The organism is Pseudomonas sp. 2(2015) (assembly GCF_000955865.1).
Lineage (GTDB): Bacteria > Pseudomonadota > Gammaproteobacteria > Pseudomonadales > Pseudomonadaceae > Aquipseudomonas.
Genome location: NZ_JYOF01000011.1, coordinates 279,200 through 302,173, shown reverse-complemented (window position 1 = coordinate 302,173; position 22,974 = coordinate 279,200). Strand labels below are relative to the sequence as shown.

General features: G+C 64.6%; 18 protein-coding genes. 14 read left to right on the top strand and 4 right to left on the bottom strand.

Features of this window, described 5'->3' with window-relative positions:
• Nucleotides 1-162 precede the first annotated feature (162 nt).
• Nucleotides 163-1,128: a LysR family transcriptional regulator gene (locus UB48_RS16370; RefSeq protein ID WP_045198905.1), complete on the bottom strand. Its 966-nt coding sequence runs from the start codon at nucleotides 1,126-1,128 to the stop codon at nucleotides 163-165.
• A gap of 34 nt (nucleotides 1,129-1,162) precedes the next feature.
• Nucleotides 1,163-2,110, bottom strand: coding sequence for a LysR substrate-binding domain-containing protein (locus tag UB48_RS16365; protein WP_045198903.1), 948 nt, complete (start codon nucleotides 2,108-2,110; stop codon nucleotides 1,163-1,165).
• A gap of 101 nt (nucleotides 2,111-2,211) precedes the next feature.
• Between UB48_RS16365 and UB48_RS16360 the strand changes: the two genes are divergently transcribed.
• From UB48_RS16360 to UB48_RS27735, 3 genes are all read left to right on the top strand, one after another.
• Complete coding sequence (locus tag UB48_RS16360) at nucleotides 2,212-3,525, top strand: L-fuconate dehydratase (protein WP_045198901.1); 1,314 nt, start codon at nucleotides 2,212-2,214, stop codon at nucleotides 3,523-3,525.
• Nucleotides 3,526-3,592: 67 nt separating this feature from the next.
• Nucleotides 3,593-4,894, top strand: coding sequence for an MFS transporter (locus tag UB48_RS16355; protein WP_045198899.1), 1,302 nt, complete (start codon nucleotides 3,593-3,595; stop codon nucleotides 4,892-4,894).
• Nucleotides 4,895-5,080: 186 nt separating this feature from the next.
• The gene (locus UB48_RS27735; protein ID WP_143013286.1) at nucleotides 5,081-5,281 is read left to right on the top strand and encodes a hypothetical protein; all 201 of its coding nucleotides are present in this window, start codon (nucleotides 5,081-5,083) and stop codon (nucleotides 5,279-5,281) included.
• On the opposite strand, the gene UB48_RS16350 is transcribed toward UB48_RS27735, so the two are convergent.
• Entirely contained in the window at nucleotides 5,265-6,371 is a 1,107-nt protein-coding gene (locus UB48_RS16350; protein WP_045198897.1) for an alkene reductase, read from the bottom strand. The two genes, UB48_RS27735 and UB48_RS16350, sit on opposite strands and share 17 nt — an antisense overlap.
• Nucleotides 6,372-6,390: 19 nt before the next feature.
• Entirely contained in the window at nucleotides 6,391-6,801 is a 411-nt protein-coding gene (locus UB48_RS16345; protein WP_045198895.1) for a hypothetical protein, read from the bottom strand.
• A gap of 390 nt (nucleotides 6,802-7,191) precedes the next feature.
• Between UB48_RS16345 and leuA the strand changes: the two genes are divergently transcribed.
• The 11 genes from leuA (at nucleotide 7,192) to UB48_RS16290 (ending at nucleotide 22,874) form a co-directional block, all read left to right on the top strand.
• A complete protein-coding gene (leuA, locus tag UB48_RS16340) occupies nucleotides 7,192-8,889 on the top strand; it encodes a 2-isopropylmalate synthase (RefSeq protein WP_045198894.1) in 1,698 nt (565 codons plus the stop codon).
• A gap of 10 nt (nucleotides 8,890-8,899) precedes the next feature.
• Complete coding sequence (locus UB48_RS16335; RefSeq protein ID WP_045198892.1) at nucleotides 8,900-9,634, top strand: helix-turn-helix transcriptional regulator; 735 nt, start codon at nucleotides 8,900-8,902, stop codon at nucleotides 9,632-9,634.
• A gap of 143 nt (nucleotides 9,635-9,777) precedes the next feature.
• On the top strand, nucleotides 9,778-11,271 hold the full coding sequence (locus tag UB48_RS16330) for an efflux transporter outer membrane subunit (protein ID WP_045198890.1): 1,494 nt from the start codon (nucleotides 9,778-9,780) through the stop codon (nucleotides 11,269-11,271).
• Complete coding sequence (locus UB48_RS16325) at nucleotides 11,268-12,422, top strand: HlyD family secretion protein (RefSeq protein ID WP_045198888.1); 1,155 nt, start codon at nucleotides 11,268-11,270, stop codon at nucleotides 12,420-12,422. The genes UB48_RS16330 and UB48_RS16325 overlap by 4 nt, the downstream gene beginning before the upstream one ends.
• Nucleotides 12,412-13,926 (top strand): DHA2 family efflux MFS transporter permease subunit, encoded by a 1,515-nt coding sequence (locus UB48_RS16320; protein WP_045198886.1) that lies wholly within the window; start codon nucleotides 12,412-12,414, stop codon nucleotides 13,924-13,926. The genes UB48_RS16325 and UB48_RS16320 overlap by 11 nt, the downstream gene beginning before the upstream one ends.
• Before the next feature lie 370 nt (nucleotides 13,927-14,296).
• Nucleotides 14,297-15,073 (top strand): DUF3050 domain-containing protein, encoded by a 777-nt coding sequence (locus tag UB48_RS16315; RefSeq protein ID WP_045198884.1) that lies wholly within the window; start codon nucleotides 14,297-14,299, stop codon nucleotides 15,071-15,073.
• Nucleotides 15,070-15,417: a DUF4437 domain-containing protein gene (locus tag UB48_RS16310; protein ID WP_045198882.1), complete on the top strand. Its 348-nt coding sequence runs from the start codon at nucleotides 15,070-15,072 to the stop codon at nucleotides 15,415-15,417. The genes UB48_RS16315 and UB48_RS16310 overlap by 4 nt, the downstream gene beginning before the upstream one ends.
• Before the next feature lie 17 nt (nucleotides 15,418-15,434).
• Nucleotides 15,435-16,364 (top strand): diiron oxygenase, encoded by a 930-nt coding sequence (locus UB48_RS16305; protein WP_045198880.1) that lies wholly within the window; start codon nucleotides 15,435-15,437, stop codon nucleotides 16,362-16,364.
• 20 nt (nucleotides 16,365-16,384) lie between these two features.
• Entirely contained in the window at nucleotides 16,385-19,852 is a 3,468-nt protein-coding gene (locus tag UB48_RS16300; RefSeq protein WP_045198877.1) for an amino acid adenylation domain-containing protein, read from the top strand.
• A 19-nt stretch (nucleotides 19,853-19,871) separates the two neighbouring features.
• Nucleotides 19,872-20,339, top strand: coding sequence for an SRPBCC family protein (locus tag UB48_RS16295; RefSeq protein ID WP_045198875.1), 468 nt, complete (start codon nucleotides 19,872-19,874; stop codon nucleotides 20,337-20,339).
• Nucleotides 20,340-20,486: 147 nt separating this feature from the next.
• Nucleotides 20,487-22,874 carry a DUF3772 domain-containing protein gene (locus tag UB48_RS16290; protein ID WP_045198873.1) on the top strand — a complete coding sequence of 796 codons (2,388 nt, stop codon included), beginning with the start codon at nucleotides 20,487-20,489 and terminating at the stop codon, nucleotides 22,872-22,874.
• The last annotated feature ends 100 nt before the right edge of the window (nucleotides 22,875-22,974 follow it).

Genomic DNA, 22,974 nt, shown 5'->3' with positions numbered 1-22,974 from the left:
ACCTCTCAGGGCGGATGCGGCCGGCTTCTTGTTATGGCGCCGCCCGTGCTGTGCCGGGCGAATCTGCGATAACTCTAAGGAGCCCGGCGCAACATTCCCAATGAGATGATCCGATCAAGCGATAACCCAGGGTTATCGCAAGCTGTCAGTCAGCCGTTTTTATCAATCGCCAGCACTGCCCTGCTCTGCCCGTCGCTGGCGGGCGAACGCCAGCAACAGCTCGACGAACGCCTGCGCCGAGGCGCTCAAGGGTTCGTCCTTGCGGGTGATCACCCCGTACTCCAGCGGTGCCAGTTGCAACGGCGACTGCAGCTCGCAGAACTGGCCGCTGCTCAACTGCGCAGCGACCATCGAGCGCGGCAACATGGCAATCATCGGCCCGGACTCGAGCAAATGCAGGAACATCGGCATCGAGATGGTATCGACGCTGTCAGCCGGGGTGGCGATGCCGACCGCCCTGAAGGCTTGTTCCAGACGCTCGCGCAGCGGTGTGCCGACCGGGTACAGCACCCACGGCCAGTCGCCCAGGGCCGCCAGTGGCGTCTCGCCTTGCTGAATAAGCGGGTGGTGCTTGTTGACCACCAGGCTGAAGGGTTCCGGCTCCAGGGCCTGGAAGTCGAACAGCTGGCTGAAGCGCTCCTCGGTGAAGCGGCCGATCATCAGGTCGAGCTTGTTCTGCTCAAGCATGGCCAGCAGATGGTCGCTGGATTGCTCGACCACTTCGATCGACAGCAGCGGGCTGCGCGCCTTGATCGCGGCAATCGCCTGGGGCAGCACCAGGGGCGTTGCGGCAAAAATCCCGCCGACGCGAATAAAGCCATGGCCGCCCTTGCGCAGGCGGTTGACCTGGTCGACGAACTGCTGCGACTCGGCCAGCGCCCCTTGCGCATAACGCACCACGTACTCACCGAGTTCGGTGGGCGGCATGCTGCGCGGCAGGCGCTCGAACAGGGCAAAGCCGAACTGCTCTTCAAGGTCGCGCAGCATCTTGCTCAAGGCCGGCTGGCTGAGGTTCATGCGCGTGGCGGTGGCGTGCATGTTGCGCGTGCGCGCCAGGGTGTCGATCAGCACCAGGTGTTTGAAGCGGATCCAGTTGCAGAAACTGGCGTGGGTAATGTCTGAAGCCATCAACGAACTGCCTCTTGCCGATGAATACGCGGGGCTACTGCGCCCGCAGGTAGTGCAACAGGGTTTCCAGGGCCACCGAGCGCGGCCGCGAACGCAAGGTCAGCAGCCCCAGGTTGACCATCGAGATCGGCAGTTCCACCGGCAGAATGGCAACCATGGCGTAACGGGCATAATGCTCGGCGACGTCTTTGGGCACCACTGCAATCATGTCCGAGGCCTCAAGCATGGCCGTGGTGGCGAGGATCGAGGCGGTCTCGACGATGTCCAGCGACTGCACCATGCCGGCTGCCTGCAGAGCGTTCTCGACCCGCCGGCGCATGGGGCTGCCGATCGGGTGGAGGATCCAGGTCAGCTCGGCCAGGTCGGCCAGCGCAAGGCGTGCGGCGCTGGCCAGTGGATGCCCGGCACGGGCGACCACGCGCATCTGCTCGTCGCTGTCGAACAGTTCGATGTTCAGCTCGTGACTGTCGCTCTGATCCGGCAGGCGCCCGACCACCAGGTCGAAATCGCCGCGCAGCAGCGACGGCAGCAAGGTGTCGCTGGTACCGACCTCCAGCGAAATGCGTACCTTGGGGTGCTCGCGCTTGTAAGCCAGCACCGCCTGGGTCAGCAGCCCCGGCACCGGGCCCATGACGCTACCGACCCGCACCAGGCCGGAGGCGCCGCGGGCCAGTTCAGCGATCTGCGCCTGGGCGTGCTCGAATTCGTGCAGGGCGCCCTGGGCGTAGCGGATCATCACCTCGCCATACAGGGTCGGCTGCATGCCCCGGGGCAAACGTTCGAACAGGCGCACGCCAAGGCGCTCTTCCAGTTGCTGCAGCAACAGGCTGGCCGCAGGTTGCGTGGTGTGCATCGCCGCCGCGGCGCGGCGCAAATTGCCGAACTCGCCCAGGGCGTTGAGCAAGGTGATCTGCCGGCTGGAGATCTTCAGCGCCCCCAGGCTGGCAGGGGTCGGTAGCGCGACGTCGGGCTTAGGAGGCATATCAAATCCGGTATCCCTACTTAGGAATTGGCGATTATGCCTGTATCGCTCGACAACCTACAGTCAGGCCTCCCTGTGCCACCCCAGAACAAGAGCCCGCCATGAGCATACGTATTACCCACTTGAGTGTTCGCGACATCCGCTTCCCTACTTCGCTGTCGCTGGACGGCTCCGACGCGATGAACAGCGCCCCGGACTATTCGGCCTCCTATGTCGTGCTGCACACCGATGCCGACAGCCTCGAAGGCCACGGCCTGACCTTCACTATCGGGCGCGGCAACGAGATCTGCGCCGCCGCCGTGCAATCGCTGGCGCCACTGATTGTCGGCCTGACCCTTGAAGACATCACCGCCGACATGGGCGGTTTCTGGCACCGCTTTACCGCAGGCGACAGCCAGTTGCGCTGGCTCGGCCCGGAAAAAGGCGTGATTCACCTGGCCACCGCCGCCATCGTCAATGCGGTCTGGGACCTGTGGGCCAAGCACGAAGGCAAGCCGGTGTGGAAACTGCTCGCCGACATGAGCCCCGAACAGCTCGTGGGCTGCCTGGACTTCAGCTACGTCACCGACGTGCTCACCCCCGAAGAAGCCATCGCCCTGCTGCGCCGTCAGGTGCCAGGCAAGGCCGAGCGCGAGGCGCAGATGCTGCGCGAAGGCTACCCCGGCTACACCACCGCGCCCGGCTGGCTCGGCTACAGCGAAGAGAAAATGCGCCAGCTGACCCGCGAGGCTATCGCTGACGGCTGGACCCACATCAAGCAGAAAATCGGCGCCAACCTTGAAGACGACATGCGCCGCGCCAGCATCCTGCGCGACGAAATGGGCTGGGAGCGCACGCTGATGATGGACGCCAACCAGGTCTGGAGCGTCGATGAGTCGGTGGCCAACATGCGCCGCCTGGCGGTCTTCGAGCCGCTGTGGATCGAAGAGCCAACCAGCCCCGACGATATTCTCGGCCACGCCGCGATTCGCCAGCGCATCGCGCCGATCGGCGTCGCCACTGGCGAGCATTGCCATAACCGGGTGATGTTCAAGCAGATGTTCCAGGCCGGCGCGCTGGATTTCTGCCAGCTCGATGCCGCGCGCCTGGGTGGCCTCAACGAGGTGCTGATCGTGCTGCTGATGGCGGCCAAGTACGATGTGCCGGTGTGCCCCCATGGCGGCGGCGTCGGCCTGTGCGAATATGTGCAGAACATCGCCCTGTTCGACTACATCGCCGTCTCGGCCTCGTTGCACAACCGCGTGCTGGAGTACGTCGACCACCTGCACGAACACTTCATCGACCCGGTGGTGATCCGCCGCGGTCGCTACATGCCGCCGCAACGCCCTGGCTACAGCATCGAAATGCACGCGCAAACCCTGGAGCGCTACCAGTATCCCGATGGCGCCGTGTGGCTGGACATCAACCGTGACTGACTGACCTGAGCCTGCGCGCCGCAGCACTTGCGGCGCGCAGTACGTACATTTGAACGGGGAAAAAACAATGACAATCCTCACTAACGCGACAGCGGCCGCCGCGCCTGCCGTCGCCGACGACCAGCGCCTGAACCGTCTGCTGCTGCGCAAGCTGATGCCGCTGCTGATCGTGGTCTATGTAATGAGTTTTCTGGACCGCACCAACATTGCCCTGGCCAAGGCCAGCATGGGCATCGACCTGGGCCTTTCGGCCGCAGCCTATGGCCTGGGTGCCGGGCTGTTCTTCCTGACCTACGCGCTGGCCGAAGTGCCGAGCAACCTGATCATGCACCGGGTCGGCGCGCGTTTCTGGATCACCCGCATCATGATCACCTGGGGCCTGCTGTCGGCGGGCATGGCCTTCGTCCAGGGCGAAACCTCGTTCTACATCATGCGCCTGCTGCTGGGCGTGGCCGAGGCCGGGTTGTTCCCCGGGGTGATGCTCTACCTGACCTACTGGTTCGACCGCGAGCAACGGGCGCGGGCTACCGGCTATTTTCTGCTCGGGGTGTGCCTGGCGAATATTCTCAGCGGCCCACTGGGCGGCGCCTTGCTCGAACTCGACGGCTTGCTGGGCTGGCACGGCTGGCAGTGGCTGTTCGTCATCGAAGGTCTGCCGGCGGTGGCCCTGGCCTATGTGGTGTGGAAGAAACTGCCGGACGGGCCCGCTTCCGCGCCCTGGCTGTCGGCGGCCGATGCCCGCGACATCGAGCAGCGCCTGAACGCCGAAAAAGCCTTGGCGCCGCAACAGAGCCGGCTCAGCCAGATGTTCGCCGACAAACAGATCTGGCTGGCGATCGCGGTGTACTTCGTGCACCAGATCACCATCTATACAGTGATCTTCTTCCTGCCGGGCATCATTGGCACCTACGCCGCCCTGACCCCGTTGCAGATCGGCCTGCTGACCTCGGTGCCGTGGATTGCCGCCGCCATCGGCGCCGCCACCCTGCCGCGCCTGGCCACTTCGCCGGGGCGCTGCCGCACCCTGCTGTTCTTCGGTTTGCTGACCATGGCCGCCGGCTTGCTGCTGGCGTCGTTGTCGAACTCGTTCATCGGCCTGATCGGTTTCTCGCTGACCGCGCTGATGCTGTTCGTGGTGCAGTCGATCATCTTCGTCTTCCCCTCCAGCCGCCTCAGCGGCAATGCCCTGGCGGCGGGCCTGGCCTTCGTCACCACCTGCGGGCTGCTCGGCGGTTTTGTCGGGCCGTCGGTGATGGGCCTGATCGAACAGACCACCGGCAATACCCGCAACGGCCTGTGGCTGATCGCCGCGCTGCTGGTGCTGGCGGCGCTGATCAGCACGCGCTTGCGCCAGGGTCAGGAGCCCTAGCACAGCCCGAGGTGACTCCGTCCATCGCAAACCGGCCAGGCCTGTCCATTTTTTGACAAGGCTTGGCCTGCGGATTGCAGAGGCTGGCAATCACCGTCGGGCAGTGACGTAATACTGACGCGACGGCCAGCCCCCCAACGCTTATGGACGCCAGCAATCGCCTTGCTCGGTCACCGGAGAAGTCACGTGTCTACCCTCACTGAAATTGCAGCCAACCACGCCAGAATGATCAACGCCGTGGCCGCCGGCACGAGCGAACCGAGCGAGCGCCCGGCGCTGCTGGTGGTGGGCTTGCAGGCCCCCGCCGGCCTTGACGGGGTAGTCCCGGTACCGCTGGAGCTGATGCTTGCAGCCCAGGAACCCAGCCACTTCACTTGCCTGTCATAAAGGCTGGATAATCGCTGTAGCCCAGCTCATCTCCGCCAAACAAGCGGCTGCCATCGAATTGCGCCATCGGCCAGCCGTTTGCCAGCCGCGCCGGCAAGTCCGGGTTGGCGACAAAGGGCCGGCCGAAGGCAATCAGGTCGACCAGCCCGGCCTCGAGCAAGGCCTGCGCGCGATCCTCGTCGTAGCGCCCGGCAACGATGATGGCGCCGGCAAACACCTGGCGCAGCTCATGGCGGAACGGCTCGGGGATCTGCGGGGCATCGTCCCAGTCGGCTTCGGCCAGGTGCAGGTAGGCAATGCCTTGGGCGCCCAGGGCCTTGGCGGCCTGGAGGATGGTCGGGATGACGTCCGTGCAGTCCATGCCGCGGGCGGTGATGTAGGGCGCAAGGCGCACGCCGGTGCGCTGTGCACCGATTTCGTCGGCCACCGCCGCGGCCACTTCCAGCAGAAAGCGGGTACGGTTTTCGCGGCTGCCGCCGTAGGCGTCATTGCGCAGGTTGGAGGTGGTGCGCAAGAACTGGTCGATCAGGTAACCGTTGCCCGCGTGAATCTCGACGCCATCAAAACCCGCCTCGCGGGCATGCCGGGCGGCAAGCCGATAATCCTCGATCACCGCTTGAATGTCTGCCTGGCTCAGGGCCCGTGGCGGGCTGACCTCGACCATGCGCCCGACGCCATCATCGCCCACCACCCACACCTGGGCATCGGCACGCAGCGCTGACGGCGCAACCGGCTGGCCATCGGCATGGAAGCTCGCATGGGACATGCGCCCGACATGCCACAACTGCAGGAAAATCCGCCCGCCTTGGCCATGCACGGCGTCGGTCACCTGACGCCAGCCGGCTACCTGCCCGGCACTGTAGATGCCAGGGGTGAAGCTATAGCCCTTGCCCTGCGGGCTGATCTGCGTGGCTTCACTGATGATCAGGCCGGCACTGGCGCGCTGGGCGTAATAGGCCGCCATCATGGCGTTGGGCACATCACCGGGCTGGCTGCTGCGCGAGCGGGTCATCGGCGCCATGACGATACGGTTGGGCAACTGCAGTGGGCCCAGTTCAAAGGGTGTGAACAACGAAGCTGAAGTAGACATGCGTGTGGCTCTCCTGAAGTCAGACAGGTGCGTGGTCGCACTGCTGGTAGTCGTGGGTAATGCCGAGGTCGTCGCGATCGAGCGGGCAGTCCAGTTCCAGGACCAGGCCGCCGGGCAGGCTGACAAACAGTTGGCAGATGCGTTGCTCCGGTACCAGCGCGACCTGGTAGGCCAGGCCACTGGCGCGGACGCGTTCGAGCACTGCCGACGCCGGCTGTCGGGTACGCAGGGCCAGATGGCTGAGCTCGGTGTGCGGCCCCTGGATCAGATGCACCAGGGCCTGGTCGCCCTGGTACAGCCATTGCCCGGGAAATGGAAACGCCGGCCTCGGCCCGGGCTCGACGCCCAGCAGGGTTTGCAGCGCAGCCTGAAGCTCGCCGTCGGCGGCGGTGGTGAAGGCCAGGTGATCGAACTGCAGGTCAAGGGTCATGCTGAGCACCTCTGTGTGGGGTGTCAGCATGATGTTTGATTGAAAGTCGCTGATAAACAGGGCTGGACTGCAATGACTTGTTAGCAATTTTTATAGATGAGTTGAAACCCGCCACTAGGTGCCGGCTGAGGCCAGGTGCAATTTGCGGCTGAGCGTCGCAGGCAGGCGTTCAAATGGTGAGAATATGCTTATAAAAATCCTTAATCGCAATAAATCACCAATAATTTCAACTTTAAGGCGATCAGCAAAGGCTTCTTCACCAGTCACTGGCAAAATTAGCAATTATTTCTAGATGTAACAGCGCTAGAATTGGATCCCATCTGCGATTGGCATCGGTTGCTTGCGGGCAACCGGCGCTGCGCAAAACCGTAGGCACAGGAGAACGCCGCCATGATGTTGAAGGATCCTTCTACCAAGTACCGTCACTTCACCACCGTCGACCTGCCGGACCGCCAGTGGCCGAACCGGGTCCAGCAGGTCGCCCCGACCTGGTGCAGTGTGGACATGCGCGACGGTAACCAGGCGCTGATCGAACCGATGAACGCCGAGCGCAAGCGGCGCTTCTTCGACCTGCTGGTCAAGGTCGGCTTCAAGCAGATCGAGGTGGGTTTCCCGGCGGCGTCGCAAACCGACTTCGATTACGTGCGCGAGCTGGTCGAGAGCGGCGCGATCCCTGACGACGTTACCATCCAGGTGATGACCCAGGCCCGCAGCCACCTGATCGAGCGCACCTTCGAAGCCCTCAAGGGCGTGCCCCGGGCGATTGTCCACGTCTACAACGCCACCGCGCCGGTGTTTCGCGAGGTGGTGTTCGGGGTCGACCGCGCCGGCTGCATCGAGATCGCCACCCAGGCCACCCGCGAGATCAAGGCCCACATGCAGGCCAACCCGCACACCCAGTGGACCTACCAGTACTCGCCCGAGACCTTCTGCTTTACCGAGCTGGATTTCGCCCTGGAGATCTGCGAGGCGGTGACCGAGGTGTTCCAGCCCTCGCCAAGCAACAAAATGATCCTCAACCTGCCGACCACCGTCGAGGTCTCGACCGCCAACGTCTTCGCCGACCAGATCGAGTGGTTCTGCCGCCACTTGAGCTGCCGCGACAGCGTGGTCATCAGCGTGCACCCACACAATGATCGCGGTACCGGCGTGTCGACCGCCGAGCAGGCCTGCCTGGCGGGCGCCGAGCGGGTCGAGGGCACCTTGTTCGGCAACGGTGAGCGCACCGGCAACGTCGATATCCTGACCCTGGCGATGAACCTCTACACCAGCGGTATCAGCCCGCAGCTGGACTTCTCGGACATCATCCACGTGCAGCGCGAAGTCGAGTTCTGCAACCAGTTGCCGACCCACCCGCGCCACCCGTATGCCGGCGAACTGGTGTTCACGGCGTTTTCCGGCTCGCACCAGGACGCCATCAAGAAAGGCTTCGCCCACCGGCGCAACAACCCCGAGGGCTACTGGCAGATCCCTTACCTGCCGATCGATCCGGCCGACATGGGCCGCAGCTACGAGGCAGTGATCCGGGTCAACAGCCAGTCCGGCAAAGGCGGTGTTGCCTATCTGCTCGAGCAACACGGCATTGTCCTGCCGCGGCGCCTGCAGATGGAGTTCAGTGGCCTGGTGCAACAAGTGGCCGACGAGGCCGGCCAGGAGATCACCAGCGACATGATCCTGTCGTGCTTCACCGACAACTACCTTGAGCAAGGCAAGCCCTACACCCTGCAGCAACCTCGGCTTGCCAGCGAAGACAGCTGCACCTACCTCGATGCCCAGCTGGACATCGCCGGCGCGCGCCTGGCGCTCAGCGGCGAAGGTAACGGGCCGTTGGCGGCGCTGGTCAATGCCTTCGCCCAGCAGGGCCTGAACTTCGATATCGCCGACTATCACGAGCACGCCATTCGTGACGGTGCCCAGGCCGAAGCCATCGCCTATGTCGAAATCCGCGTCAACAGCCAGCTGCTGTTCGGCGTCGGCAAAGACAACAGCATCCTCCAGGCATCGCTCAAGGCCGTGGTCGGTGCCGTGTCGCGGGCCACCCGCCAGGGCTTGCTCAAACCCCTGCACGCCGCCAGCGTTTCTGCCTGAGGAGAAAGGCATGGAACCATTAGCGATGGACTATGAACATGGCGAGGTCGTGGGCAGCCACTGCCATGCCGAGGACCAGTTGATCTACGCTACCAGCGGGGTCATGCGCGTGTGCAGCGACGAAGGCAACTGGGTGATCCCCTGCGGGCACGCCCTCTGGGTGCCGGCAGGGGTCAGCCACGAGGTGCGCATGAGCGGCGAAGTGAGCATGCGCACCTTGTTGCTCAGCGCCCACGTCGACCGCTGTCAGGTGATCGTGGTCTCGGGGCTGCTGCGCGAGCTGATCCTGGCCTCATCACGCATGCAGGAGCAGCGCGACGAGTCGTTGGGCGAGCATGTGCGCGCGCTGATTCACCGCGAGCTGGAGGCGGCCGAACGCATCGAGGCGCATGTGCCGGTGCCGCAGCATCCACGCCTGCGGGCCTGGTGCGAGCGCTTTCTCGAAGACCCTGCGCAAGACCTCACCCTGGAGCAATGCGGCGCGCAGTTGAACATGAGTGCGCGCACCGTGGCGCGATTGTTCCAGCGCGAGGTGGGGATGTCCTACGGTGAATGGCGCACCCGCACGCGCATGATTCTCAGCCAGCAGCGCCTGGCCGGTGGCATGCCGATCCTGCACGTGGCGCTCGAACACGGCTACCAGAGTGCCAGCGCCTTTGCCGCGATGTTCAAGCGCATCCTCGGCTACACCCCACGCGACTGGCAGGTCAGCGCCCTGGAAGGCAGCGCCACACGCAGCCACTGAGACCCGCAGCGAGGATGGCGGCCACGCCCTCCTCGCTGCCGGGCCAGGTTGTCCCGGTCACGGCCATGGTTGTCCCGCTCGCGGCAGAAGCGCTGCCCTCCCCTCGTTAATCTGGCATCACGACCCTAGATGTGACTTTCGTGATGCGTGCACTTCGATCCCCGCCGTTCCCCGCCCGGCTTCTCGCCGCCACCAGCCTCCTGGCTGTGCTCTGCGCTTGCAGCGGCCAATCCGTAACGACCCCGGCGCCATTGGCACTGCAAGCCGATCCACTGGCCAGCCTGCCCGCCGGCGTCAGCCAGCAGGCCTTGCCCGAGCGCTGGTGGGAGCTGTACCAGGACCCGCAGCTCAACACCTGGGTCCAGCAAGCCCTGGCGCATAACCAGGACCTGGCCCAGGCCGAGGCCAACGTGCAGGCCATGCTAGCCGGTATCGGCGAGTACGACGCCAGACGCTGGCCCTCGACCAGCGTCGAGTTCGGTGCCAGCTACGGCAAAAGTGCCGACGACCAGACCCTGGCCCAGGCCACCGACAGCCATGCGCCGTCGCAATGGGAATTCAACCCGGGCATCGAGCTGGCCTATCAGGTCGATGTCTGGGGCCAGGTGCGGGCTGCCATCGAGCGCGCCCGGGCCCAGGCCGACGCCTCCCGCGAGGCCATGGAGCTGGTGCGTTTGCAGGTGGTGACCCAGACCAGCCGCGCTTACATCGACCAGTGCGTTTACGGCGCGCGCCTGCAGGAAACCGAACAATCCCTGCAGACCCTGGAGCGCAGCGTGCAGCTCAGTGACCGCCAGCGCCAGGCCGGGATCGCCACCGAACTCGATGCGGTGCGCCTGCGCGGGCTGCGCGAGCAGGTCCGCGCGCAACTGCCGATGCTTGAAGCGCGGCGGCAAATGGCGCTGTTCGAACTCAGCGTGCTCAGTGGCCAGCCGCCTGCGGCAATCAGCGCCGGTGCCGCCAGCTGCCGAAGCATCCCGACCCTGAAAGCAGCGTTGCCTGGCGGCGATGGCTGGCAACTGCTGGCCCGCCGCCCGGATGTGCGCAAGGCCGAGCGCGACCTGCGCGCCGCCGACCTTGAAGTCGACATCGTCAAGGCCGACCTGTACCCGAAGGTCAGCTTCGGCGCCTCGCTGACGTCCTCGGACCATCACCTGTCCAACCTCGGTGACAGCCAGGCGGTGATGTTCGCCGTCGGCCCGCTGATCAGCTGGGAGTTCCCCAACATCAAGGCCAACCGCGCCCGGGTCAGCAAGGCCCGGGCCCTGCAGCAAGCGCAGATCGCCCACTACCGCGGCGTGGCCCTAGGCGCGCTCAAGGATGTGCGCCAGGCCCTGGCCGGCTACGACGGCGAACGCCAGCGGGCGCAAGCCCTGGATGCGGCCCTGGCGCACAGCCAGCGCGGCTTTGCCCTGGCCCAGGACAACTACCGCGCCGGCACCGTCGATGCCCTCGAGGTGCTCGACAGCGAGCGCGACCTGATCAGCGTCCGCGCTCGCCACGTCGAGGCCCAGGGACGCCTGGCGCGGGCACAAATCAATCTGTTCCGGGCCCTGGGCGGCAGCTGGCAAACGCCACCGGCCGCGGCCGCGACCCTGGTGCAGAGCGCACCTACCGACACTGGAATCCAACCATGAATATTGCCGTTGAAAAACCACCGCTGGCTGCCGATCAGCAGCAGCGCAAAGCCCCTTTGCCCACCCTCACCCGGCGGCGCCTGGCGCTGTACGCCACAGGCGGCCTGAGCGTGGTGGCGGTGCTGGTGTTCGGCGGCTACTGGTTTAGCACCGGGCGCTTTCTGGAGACCACCGATGACGCCTACGTGCGCGCCGACTGGGTGGCCTTGAGCCCGCGCGTGGCCGGCTATGTCGCCCAGGTTGAAGTCGATGACGACCAGGCGGTAAAAGCTGGCGACGTGCTGGTACGCCTGCAAAACCGCGACTACCAGGCCCGCCGCGACCAGGCCGAAGCCGGGGTGGCCGAGGCCCAGGCGGCGCTGACCGCCGCCCAGGCCAGCCAGCAGGTGGCAGTGGAGCGCATCAACCAGCAGCAGCAAGCCATACTCCAGGCCGAATCGGCCGTGCACAGCGCCGAGGCCGAGCGGCGCCGCAGCGAACTGGACATGCAGCGCTACCAGGGCCTGGTGCGCGACAACGCCGCCACCGTGCAGCGCCTGGAATCGGCCAACGCCAATGCCATCCAGGCCCGCGCCGCCTTGCAGAGCGCCCAGGCCCGCCAGCGCGAGCAGCAGTCGCAACTGGCAATGGCCAAGGCCCAGGCGCTGCTGGCCGAGGCGCAGATCAAACAACGTTCGGCAGCCCTGGCCAGCGCCAAGGCCCGCCACGCCCTGGCCGACCAGGACACCCAGGACACGGTGATCCGCGCCCCTATCGATGGCGTGGTCGGCCAGCGCCGGGTGCGCGCCGGGCAATACGTGGTGCCCGGCCAGCCGCTGCTGGCGGTGGTGCCGCTGCACCAGACCTACGTGGTCGCCAACTACAAAGAAACCCAGCTGGCCCACATGCGCCCGGGGCAGCCGGTAGAGATCAGCATCGACAGTTTCTCAAGCCAGCACCTGCGCGGCCGGGTGGCCAGCTTCTCGCCGGCTTCGGGCAACGTCTTTGCCCTGCTGCCCTCGGACAACGCCACCGGCAACTTCACCAAGATCGTCCAGCGTTTTCCCGTGCGCATCCTGCTCGACCAGGCCGAGGGAGGCGTGCAGGTGCTGCCGGGAATGTCGGTGGTAACCACCGTCGACACCCGTGGGGAGCCTGCCGATGAGCAGTGAACAGCCGGTCTCGTTGCGGGCCTGGGTGGCCGTGATCGGCGGCTTGTTCGGCTGTTTCATGGCCGGCATGAACGTCCACGTCACCAGCGCTGCGCTGCCGGAAATCCGCGGTTCGCTGGGCGCCAGTTTCGAGGAAGGCTCGTGGATCTCCACCGCCTACCTGGTGGCGGAGATCGTCATGATTCCGCTCACGGCCTGGCTGGTCGAAGTATTCTCCATGCGCCGGGTGATGTGGACCGGCTCGTTCATCTTCCTGCTGGCCTCGATCGCCTGCTCCTGGGCGCCCAACCTCGAGGCGATGATCATCATCCGGGTGATCCAGGGCGCCGCCGGCGCGGTGCTGATCCCGCTGTCGTTCCAGCTGATCATCACCGAACTGCCGGCCAGCAAGATGGCCATGGGCATGGCCCTGTTCAGCCTCGCCAACAGTGTCGCCCAGGCCGCGGGGCCGTCGATTGGCGGCTGGTTGACCGATGCCTACTCCTGGCGCTGGATTTTCTACCTGCAGCTGTTCCCCGGGGTGGCGCTATTGATTGCCATCGCCTGGTCGATCGAGGCCAAGCCGATGAAGCTTGAACTGCTGCGCCGCGGCGACTGGCTGGGGATCTTCGCCATGGTCGTGGGCCTGGGCGGCCTGCAGATCGTGCTCGAGGAAGGTGGGCGCCTGGACTGGTTCGGCTCGGGCTATATCCTCGGCATGTCGGTGGCCGCCGGCATCGCCCTGGTGGTGTTTGTGGTCACCCAGCTGTACGGCAGCCGCGCCTTCATCAACCTGCGCCTGCTCGGGCGCTACAACTTTGGCGTGGCCAGCGTCGCCATGTTCATCTTTGGCGGCGCCACCTTCGGCCTGGTGTTCCTGGTGCCCAACTACCTCTCGCAGTTGCAGGGTTTCAGCGCCCGCGATGTCGGCGTCAGCCTGATCGCCTATGGCCTGGTGCAATTGCTGCTGGCGCCGCTGATGCCGCGGTTAATGGCCTGGACCAGCGCCAAGTTCATGGTTGCCAGCGGCTTTCTGATCATGGCCCTGGGCTGCTGGCTGGGCGCCAGCCTCAATGTCGACAGCGCCGACAACGTCATCATCCCCTCCACCGTGGTTCGCGGCATCGGCCAGCCGTTCATCATGGTGGCGCTGTCGGTGCTGGCGGTGGCGGGCCTGGACAAGCGCGAAGCGGGCTCGGCATCGGCGGTGTTTTCCATGCTGCGCAACCTCGGTGGCGCCATCGGTACCGCCGGGCTGACGCAGATCGTTGCCACCCGCGAGCGCTACCACAGCGAGCGTATTCACGAACATGTCACGGTGTTTTCGCCAGGTTTGCAGGAGCGCCTCAACCAGGCGGTGCACACCTGGCTGCCGCAACAGCAGCAGATACTGGAGGGTCTGGCTGCAACCATACGCCGCGAGGCGTACCTGATGGCCTACAGCGATGCGTTTTATGTCGCCTGCCTGGCCCTGATTGGCTGCGCAGTAGCAGCGCTGGTGCTGCGCACCCAGCGGGCGGCCTGAAGTTTACATGTAATTAATAGTTATAACGGTATAAGCGAACAGGGAGTTCAATGACATGGCATGCACTAAACCCAATTAAATAGCGATAAAAATCGCTATTAACAGTCTCTTGCCGCTTGGCAACTTCAGCAATGAAGTTGCCTTTTTCGCGTGCCTGCAACTTATTAATCGGCGGATAAATTTTATGTTTGCGAAGTCTTGATTTGTAACTTCTTATGTCTTAGCTTTCCGTTGCCTGACGCCATAACGGTTCCGGCCACTGCATGACGCAAACGCGCCAACAGGCCAGTTTCTGGCCACCTGTGCGGCTGCCCTAAAAACGATAACGCTGTTTTATATCCCGACAAAAAACCTGATAACCGAGGAAAACATGCACAATCAAAAAGCCGTTCTTGAACACAACAAAACCGAACTTGGCAACCACCCGATCTTCGCTGAAATCGGTTCTTTGCAGGTATTGCGCACGTTCATGGAGACCCATGTTTTTGCGGTCTGGGACTTCATGTCGCTGACCAAGCGCCTGCAGCAGGAACTGACCTGCACCCGCCTGCCGTGGCTACCACCGCTGGACCCCGCCGCCGCCCACCTGATCAACGAAATCGTCCTCGGTGAAGAGTCCGACCAGAACCTGCAAGGCGGCCACTACAGCCACTTCGAACTGTACCTGCACGCCATGCGCGAGATTGGCGCGAGCACCGACCGTATCGAGCATTTTGTCCGTCTGCTGCGCGGCGGCGTCGAGCTTGACGAAGCCCTGCAGCACTGCCATGCCTCGCCGGCAGCGGTGCGGTTTGTCAGCAACACCCTCGACACCGCCATCAACGCCAAGCCTCATGAAGTCGCCGCAGCCTTTCTGCACGGGCGTGAAAGCGTGATCCCACGGATGTTCCAGACCATTCTCGATGACTGGGACATCGGTACCGACCAGGCCCCGACCTTCCGCTACTACCTGCAGCGCCATATCGACGTTGACTCGGACGACCATGGCCCGGCCGCCGAAAAACTGCTCGATCGCCTGGTCCAGGGCGACCCGCAGCGCCAGCAGGAAGTCTACGCCGCCGCCATTGCCGCAGTCGAAAGCCGCCGCGTGCTGTGGGACGAACTGCGCGCCGAAATGGCCGTGCAGATCGCCGAGTGTGTCGCATGAAGTTCGAAGTCATCGAGCACGACCAGGCCACCTGGCAAGCGGTCAGCAGCGAGCGCGGCATCACCCTCACGGTGTTCAAGGACACCCTCGATGCCAACACCCGTACCGGTATCCGCACACGCCTGGTGCGCTTTAACCCCGGCGGCGGCACGCGTGAAATCTATACCCATGATTACCACGAAGAAGTGTATTTGATCGAAGGTGATCAAACCGAACAGGCCGCGCCGGGACGTGCACAAAAGACCTACGGGCAAGGCAGTTACTTCTTTCGCGCGGCGCACACGGAACATGGTCCGTTTCATTCGGAGCAGGGCTGCCTGTTATTTGAAGTTCATTACTATTGAACGGTGGGCAAGGTTAAATGAACGCACATGAGTATCAGTCTTTCGCCGACTCCTGGGAGCGGCGAGCGACCATTCGCACGCGTCCGCGGCGCACTGTGGAAGATGACGGCAAGTTGATTTACCCGACCAGCCGTCAACCCCTGGTGACCAGCGCCGTCTTTATGGAACAGTGCCCGCACTTGACAGACTTTGCTTTGGTGCAAAGTCTCTACAAGTTCATTAATGACGTGGTGATCTTCGAAACCGAGATTGTCGACAAAACCGCACGCAGCATTGCCAAGGACAGCTTTGCGATCCGCTTTCCGTTTGCCTGCCGCTACGACGCCATGACCGTGGTGGTGGATGAGGACTACCACGCCCTGGTGGCCATGGACTACCTGCAGCAGACCATCGAGCTGACCGGTATCGAGCCCATCGCCCTGCCGCGGGAAATCGAGCTCAGCCGCTCGATCCCCAAAGCCATGGAGATGGCCCCCGAACACCTGAAAGCGGCGGTCGAGCTGATATGCGTGGCGGTTGCCGAGAACACCCTGACCAATGATGTCGCCGCCTTCGCCCGCGACGACACGGTCAAGGAATCGGTCAAGGGCCTGATGGCTGACCACCTGGCCGACGAAGGCCGGCATTCGAGCTTCTGGGCGCGGCTGACGCGCATCTACTGGAGTGCGGCGCCGGCTGAAGACCGGCAGATCCTCGCTTCGATCATGCCGGTGTTCCTCAGCCACTACCTGACCAACGACATCCAGAAAGCCTTCGACCTGGCGCTGATTGCCCACCTGGACACCAGTGAGCAGGTCAAGGCAGCGCTGCGCCTGGAAGTTGAAGCCATGGACTTCCCGATCACCCCGGGGCATCCCCTGGTGGGCAACATCATGCGGTTTTTCCGCGCCAGCGCAATGCTCGAAGATCCGGCCGTGCAGTCTTCCCTGGCCGCCTACCTGATCTGACATCAAAGGAATCAATGCCGATGAGACGTCTTGAAATTCTGCTGTGCGGGAGCAGCCGCGGGCTGGCCTGCCTGGCGGACGAGTTGCGGCGAATGGGCCATGGTGCCCATTTGCTCGACACGCCGGCCAGTTACGATCACTGGCAACTCCACGCCTCGGACCTGGTCATCGACGACGCGACCCTGGCGCCGTGGCCGGAAACGGGCAACACCTGGCAAGTCTCGTTGCAGGTCAGCGGCAGCGACCTCAGCGACCCGCTGCAAGACCTGCAACTGCACCTGCTGGGCCGCCAGGGCAGCCAGCCCTGGCAATGCCTGGAACGCCAGGATGTACCTGCAGAGGCCTCGGGCAACGGCGCCGACCTGGTGAACAGGGCCGTGCAGGAACTGGTCGAGGCGGCAGCGGCGCATGTCAGCGGCTACTCGCGCCATGACGACTACTTCAGCCAGTACCGCTTCCAGGCCCTGGGCCAGGTGCCCAGCGCCGGGCTGGGCGTGCTCGACACCCTGGCCTTCGCCCACCGTTGCAACCGCACGGCAGCGCCGGCCATTAGCGAGGCGGCCAGCGTGCCGTTCATCCAGCGCCTGGCCGCCAGCCTGCGCCAGCACCATGACGCCCCGGCCTTGCTGGTCGAAGGCCGCAGCGTCAGCTATGGCGAGCTGCATGCCCTGAGCGTGGCGATCCAGGAGCGCCTGGTGCCGCTGCTGGGTGAAGACCGGCAGCAGCCGGTGGTGGCCATCGCCCTGGGCAAAGGCGTGGCCCTCTACGCCTCGATCCTTGCTGTGCTCGGCTGCGGCGCCCTGTACCTGCCGCTGGACCCCAGCCACCCTGCCGAACGCCGGGCGCTGATCGTCGAACATGCCCGGGCGCGGATCGTCATCCACGACGATAACCTGGCCATCCCCGCCGGCTGCATCGGCCTGGATGTCAGCCACCTGAGCGCCGTGCACCAGGGCGCCGATGGCCACCAGGGCATTGCCCTGGCCCAGCATCAGTCGCTGCTGCGCGGCACCTGGGAAGGTGCGCGGCCGTGCGTGGCGATCTACACCTCGGGCACCACCGGAACGCCCAAAGGCGTGCAGTTGACCGTTGCCAACCTCAGCCACTTCTGTGCCTGGTACGCCGAGCATGTCGAGGTCGGGCCCAAGACCCGCGCCTTGCAGTTCTCGACCATCAACTTCGATGCTTCGCTGCTGGACATCTTCCCGACCCTGCTCGAAGGCGGTTGCCTGGTGGTGCCCAACGAGGACCAGCGCCGCGACCCGCTGGCCCTGGCGCAACTGGTGGTCCAGGCCGAAGTCAGCCATGCCTTCCTGCCACCGGCGCTGCTGAGCATCCTGCCGCTGCACAGCCTGCGCGGCATGACCCACCTGATCACCGGTGGCGATGTGTGCGAGCCTCACGTGATCGACGCCCTGGCCGAGCACTGCCATCTGCACAACATCTACGGCCCCACCGAAACCACGGTGCTGGCCACCAGCCGGGTGATGCGCGCCGGAGACTCCAACCGCCTGCTCGGCCTGCCGATCGCCAATACCCGCCTGTACCTGCTCGACGAGCAAGGCCTGCCGGTGTCCGAAGGCCAGAGCGGCGAGATCTACATCGCCGGGCCCGGCGTCGGTGCCGGCTACCTGCACAACCCCGCCGCCAGCGCCGAGCGCTACCTGAACGGCAGCGGCGGCCTGCACGGCGAGCGCCTGTACCGCACCGGCGACCTGGCGCGCTGGGGCCGCGCCGGCGTGGAAATCATCGGCCGCCTGGACAATCAGGTGAAGATCCGCGGCTTTCGGGTCGAGCCCGAAGAGATCGAGCACGTGCTGCGCAGCAGCAACCTGTTCGGCCAGCAGGCCGTGGTGATCGATGAGCAGCGGCGCATCCTGGCGTTCTTCGCCGAACCGCGCAACGGTGATGCGCACAGCGCCACCGAAGCCTTGAAGGCCCATGCCCAGCAGCACCTGCCGGACTACATGCGCCCTGCCCGCTGGCGCCTGCTCGAGACCCTGCCCGCGACCACCAACGGCAAGATCGATCGCAAGGCCCTGCGCCTGATGCCCGACGACAGCCGTCAACGCCAGGTGCGCGCCCAGCCGCTGAGCGCGGCCACGCAAAGCCTGCTGGCGATTTGGGCCAAGCTGCTGGAAATCGACGCCGACGACATCGGCCTGGACGAGAGCTTCTTCAACCTCGGCGGCCATTCGATCCTGCTCTCGCGCATGCTCATGGACATTCGCGAGACCTTCGCCAAGGGCGTGTCGATCAACCGCTTCATCGAGCAGCCAACCCTGACCAACCTGGCGCGCCTGCTCGAGCAGGACGACACCGCCGATGCCGTGGTCAGCGCCCGGGCCCTGGCCGACGCCAACCTCAGTGTCGACCTTGAGGTGCTGCCGCTCAGCCGCCAGGGTGACGTGCACAAGGTCATCGTCACCGGCGCCAATGGCTTTCTTGGTGTGCACCTGGTCGAGGCACTGCTCGAACTGGGCTCCAGCGAAGTCGCCTGCCTGGTTCGCGCATCCCCCGGGCAATCGGCGCAGCAGCGTTTTGCCCAGGCCCTGGTCGACAACCGCCTCGAACACCTGGACATGAGCCGTGTGCGGGTGCTGGCCGCCGACATCAGCCAGCCGCTGCTGGGCCTGAGCGCCGAAGAGTACGAACACCTGGACCGCGACTACGGCGCGCTGATCTACAACGCGGCCAACGTCAACCACGTGCTCGACTACGAGTCGCTGATCAAGGACAACGTGGCGCCGCTGCTTGAATGCCTGAAACTGTGCGAGGGGCGCAGCAAGAAGATCTTCAACTTCATCTCCACCCTGTCGGCCTCCAGCAGCATCGATGCCCAGGGCCGGGTGCTGGAAACCCCGCCCGCGGCGACGCCGCCGATCTACATCCGCAATGGCTACAACCTGTCCAAGTGGGTCGGTGAGCGGATTCTCTGGAACGCCTGCGAGCGTGGCGTGCGGGTCAATATCTATCGCCCCGGGAACATTGCCTTCAATACCCGCACCGGCGTCTGCCAACCGCACCAGAACCGCCTGATGCTGATGCTCAAGGGCTCGCTGCAACTGAAGGAAGTGCCGCAACTGTCGCTGAACTTCGACCTGATGCCGGTGGATTTCCTCGCGCGCTTCATCGGTTTTCATGCCAGCCGCCACACCATCAACCGCGCGGTGTTCAACCTGCACAACCCGACGCCGCTGAGCTGGGACAACTACGTCGAGGCGTTCCGCCACATGGGCCACGACTTCCAGCTGGTGCCGGTCAGCCGCTGGCAGCAGCGGCTGTCGACCATCGGCAGCGACAACGCCCTGTTCGGCGTAGTCGGTTTCTACCTCAACGGTTTTGAGGAAGACATCGGCGACATCTCGATGATCGAGCACGGCAATGCCCGTCACGGCATCGACAACATGGGCGAGGAGTACCCCGCCAAAAGCCCGACCCTGCTGCGCCGGGGTTGTGAATTCCTCAAAGAAATCGACTTCATCTAACCCCTCAAAGGAGCTCGACATGTCACATCTGGAACCCGATACCCTGATCAAAAACCCTGTTGGCGAGCCCGTGGTTGCCACGGTGGCCGTCAATGCCGACGCCCGCAGCGTGTGGAACATCGTCGGCAACTTCGCCGGTTTTCCGCTGTTTATCCCGGCGCTGTCGCACATTGAAATGACCGGCAGCGGCGTGCGCTCGGTGCGCAAGAAGCTGTTCAAGGATGGCAACGTGGTGATGGAGCAACTCAATAGCCATGATGACCAGCAGATGGTCATGACCTGGTCGTTGATCTACACCTCGCTGAACATCGGCAACCTCTGGGCGCGCATGGAGGTCAAGGCCCAGGGCGCCAATCAGTCACTGGCCACCTGGACCATCATTGGCGAGCCGCAGACCGGCGGCGCGCAAGACCTGCCGGCGTTCCAGGCGTTCCTCCAGGGCTTTGCCGATGGCGCCATGAACAACGTCAAGCAGATGTTCGCTTAAGCCGCAGCGCAAGCCCGCTCCCACCGCCCGGTAGGCGCGGGCTTTGCCTCGCGGTTCACTACACAACGCACAAGCGCAGCCGGGCAAATGCCCGCCGATGTCCTACCCTCATAAGCTGGGAGATCAATAACCGAACCGGGCATAACCATGCGCAGTGCTTTGCAGATCATCGGCTTCATTGCCCTCACCCTGCTGCTGTCCAGCCCTCCCGGGCAGGCCGCACAACCCCCTGCGCCAGCACCCGCCAGTGCTGCCGCGCCTGTGGTCAAGGTCACCCAGCAAGACCTGCAAGCCCTGCAACTGCGCCTGGACAGCCTCAAGCAGCAGATTTCCCAGGCCAACAACTACAACCAGCTCGAAGGCCCGCAAGACCGCTTGCAGGCGCTGATCGTCGATATCGACCGGCTGAGCGCGGCGCTGTTGCCCGAACAGGCGCAGTTGCGCGCACAACTGGAAGTGCTCGGCCCGGCGCCGGTCGAAGCCCTGGTGCCGGGCACCTCGGACATCGCCGCGCAACGCACGGCGCTTACCGAGCAGAAAAACAGCCTCGACACCACCCTCAAAGCCCTGGCGGCGCTCAAGGAAAACGCCAGCAACCTGCTGACGCAGATTTCCGCCATTCGCCGCACCATGCTCGAAAGCGAGCTGACCCTGAGCACCCACAGCTTGCTCAACCCGGCATTCTGGTCGCCGGTGCTCACCCCTTCGGCAGACGACCGCCAGCGCTTGCAGGCGTTCTTCGACGAGGTCAACGATACCGCCAACGCGGTCTGGCAGCCCGGCCAGCGCTTCGCCACCCTGCTGCTGGTGCTGCTTGCCATACTGGCCTGGACCCTCGGCCGCCGGCTGCTGGAGCGCTGGCTGGCCTGGTTATGCATGAACCGCGTGCCTGAAGGCCGCCTGCGCCGTAGCTCGCTGGCTCTGGCCTCGGTAATGGCCACCCTGCTGGCCACCGGGGTAGCCCTGGAGCTGCTGTTTTACGCCTGCACCCACCACCTGCCGTTGCCGTCGATGCTGGCGACGTTTTCTGAAGAGTTCGAAAAGCTTGCCTATACCTGCGTGCTGATCACCGGCTTGAGCCGCGCACTGCTGTCGACCTCGCATCCGTCCTGGCGGCTGCCGGACATCGCCGACCCGGTGGCGCTGGCCTTGCAGCCCTTCGCCCGCTGGCTGGCCAGTACCTTGCTGGTATTGGTGGCCCTGGTGCAGATCTCCAACGCCGCCGGCATGAGCAGCCAGCTGGTGATCGCCGGGCGGGGAATCGCCGCGCTGGTGATCAGCGCCCTGATCATCGCCCTGTTGGTGCGCACCAGCCGCGCGCGCCGGGTCATGGCCGCCGCCGGCGATGCACCGGAAGCCGCCTCGACCATGGCCGGGCTGATCTACAGCATCGCCAGCATGGCCATGGTCATCTCGGTGATTGCCCTGCTGACCGGCTACGTGTCGCTGGCGCGCTTTGTGACCTACGAGGTGGTCTGGGTGTTCATCCTGCTGGCCGGCTTCTATGTGCTCATCCAGGTGTTCAAGGACGGCTGCGAATATGTCTTCTCACCGCGTCAGGCCAGCGGCAAGGCGCTCAAGGAACTGCTGGGCATCGGCGACCGGCGCCTGGACCAGATCGAGACCCTGGTCTCCGGCTTCGGCCGCGCCGCGCTGCTGCTGCTGGCGGTAATCACCCTGTTCGTTGGCGGCATCGGCACCACCCTGGGGCAGTTGATCAGCAATATCGCGGCGTTTCTGGGCGGCGCCGGTTTGCGCCAGTTCAACATCATCCCCGGGCACCTGTTCAATGCTGTGCTGGCGCTGGTGCTGGGCATCTACCTGATCCGCACGCTGCGCCGCTGGCTGGACAACGAGTTCCTGCCCAAGACCGACATGGACCCGGGCATGTGCGCCTCGCTCAGCACCCTGTTCGCCAACATCGGCTATGCCCTGGTGATCCTCCTGACCCTGTCGTCGCTAGGGGTGAAGTGGACCAACCTGGCCTGGATCGTCAGTGCGCTGTCGGTGGGTATCGGCTTCGGCCTGCAGGAAATCGTCAAGAACTTCGTCTCCGGGCTGATCCTGCTCACCGAGCGCCCGGTCAAGGTCGGCGACCTGATCAGCATCAGCGGGGTCGAGGGTGATATCCGCCGCATCAATGTGCGCGCCACCGAGATCCAGCTCAGCGACCGCTCGATCGTCATCGTGCCCAACTCGCAACTGATCTCGCAGAACCTGCGCAACGTCACCCTCGGTGGCAGCGCCCAGGGCGTGGCGAGCCTGGAGCTGGTGTTCCCGCTGGATATCGACCCCGAGCAGGTGCAGACCTTGCTTTACGATACCTACTGCGAGCACGAAACCATCCTCGACAAACCGGCGCCGTTCGTGCGCTTCAGCAAGCTCACGGCCGACGGCATCACCCTGACCGTGACCGGTTACGTCAGCAGCCCGCGGATTGTCGGTACCACCAAGAGCGACCTGCTGTTCGAGATCCTCAAGCGCCTGGGCGCGGCGGGTATCGAACTGGCCAAGCCGGCGGCGCCGGCAAGCTGAACATTGTGGGAGCAACTGCCTTGGAAGGCTTACAAGTGTTGGGGCGGCCAGGCTGTTTTTGAGTTGATCCATTTGATGATGAGGCGCTGCCGGCGCCTTC

Excerpts from the sequence above, each read along its gene's own strand:
- leuA (WP_045198894.1), top strand. The coding sequence starts at position 7,192 with ATGATGTTGAAGGATCCTTCTACCAAGTACCGTCACTTCACCACCGTC.
- UB48_RS16355 (WP_045198899.1), top strand. The coding sequence starts at position 3,593 with ATGACAATCCTCACTAACGCGACAGCGGCCGCCGCGCCTGCCGTCGCC.
- UB48_RS16335 (WP_045198892.1), top strand. The coding sequence starts at position 8,900 with ATGGAACCATTAGCGATGGACTATGAACATGGCGAGGTCGTGGGCAGC.
- UB48_RS16320 (WP_045198886.1), top strand. The coding sequence starts at position 12,412 with ATGAGCAGTGAACAGCCGGTCTCGTTGCGGGCCTGGGTGGCCGTGATC.
- UB48_RS16325 (WP_045198888.1), top strand. The coding sequence starts at position 11,268 with ATGAATATTGCCGTTGAAAAACCACCGCTGGCTGCCGATCAGCAGCAG.
- UB48_RS16310 (WP_045198882.1), top strand. The coding sequence starts at position 15,070 with ATGAAGTTCGAAGTCATCGAGCACGACCAGGCCACCTGGCAAGCGGTC.
- UB48_RS16360 (WP_045198901.1), top strand. The coding sequence starts at position 2,212 with ATGAGCATACGTATTACCCACTTGAGTGTTCGCGACATCCGCTTCCCT.
- UB48_RS16305 (WP_045198880.1), top strand. The coding sequence starts at position 15,435 with ATGAACGCACATGAGTATCAGTCTTTCGCCGACTCCTGGGAGCGGCGA.
- UB48_RS16295 (WP_045198875.1), top strand. The coding sequence starts at position 19,872 with ATGTCACATCTGGAACCCGATACCCTGATCAAAAACCCTGTTGGCGAG.
- UB48_RS16365 (WP_045198903.1), bottom strand. The coding sequence starts at position 2,110 with ATGCCTCCTAAGCCCGACGTCGCGCTACCGACCCCTGCCAGCCTGGGG.
- UB48_RS16290 (WP_045198873.1), top strand. The coding sequence starts at position 20,487 with ATGCGCAGTGCTTTGCAGATCATCGGCTTCATTGCCCTCACCCTGCTG.
- UB48_RS16350 (WP_045198897.1), bottom strand. The coding sequence starts at position 6,371 with ATGTCTACTTCAGCTTCGTTGTTCACACCCTTTGAACTGGGCCCACTG.
- UB48_RS16300 (WP_045198877.1), top strand. The coding sequence starts at position 16,385 with ATGAGACGTCTTGAAATTCTGCTGTGCGGGAGCAGCCGCGGGCTGGCC.
- UB48_RS16315 (WP_045198884.1), top strand. The coding sequence starts at position 14,297 with ATGCACAATCAAAAAGCCGTTCTTGAACACAACAAAACCGAACTTGGC.
- UB48_RS16330 (WP_045198890.1), top strand. The coding sequence starts at position 9,778 with ATGCGTGCACTTCGATCCCCGCCGTTCCCCGCCCGGCTTCTCGCCGCC.
- UB48_RS16370 (WP_045198905.1), bottom strand. The coding sequence starts at position 1,128 with ATGGCTTCAGACATTACCCACGCCAGTTTCTGCAACTGGATCCGCTTC.
- UB48_RS16345 (WP_045198895.1), bottom strand. The coding sequence starts at position 6,801 with ATGACCCTTGACCTGCAGTTCGATCACCTGGCCTTCACCACCGCCGCC.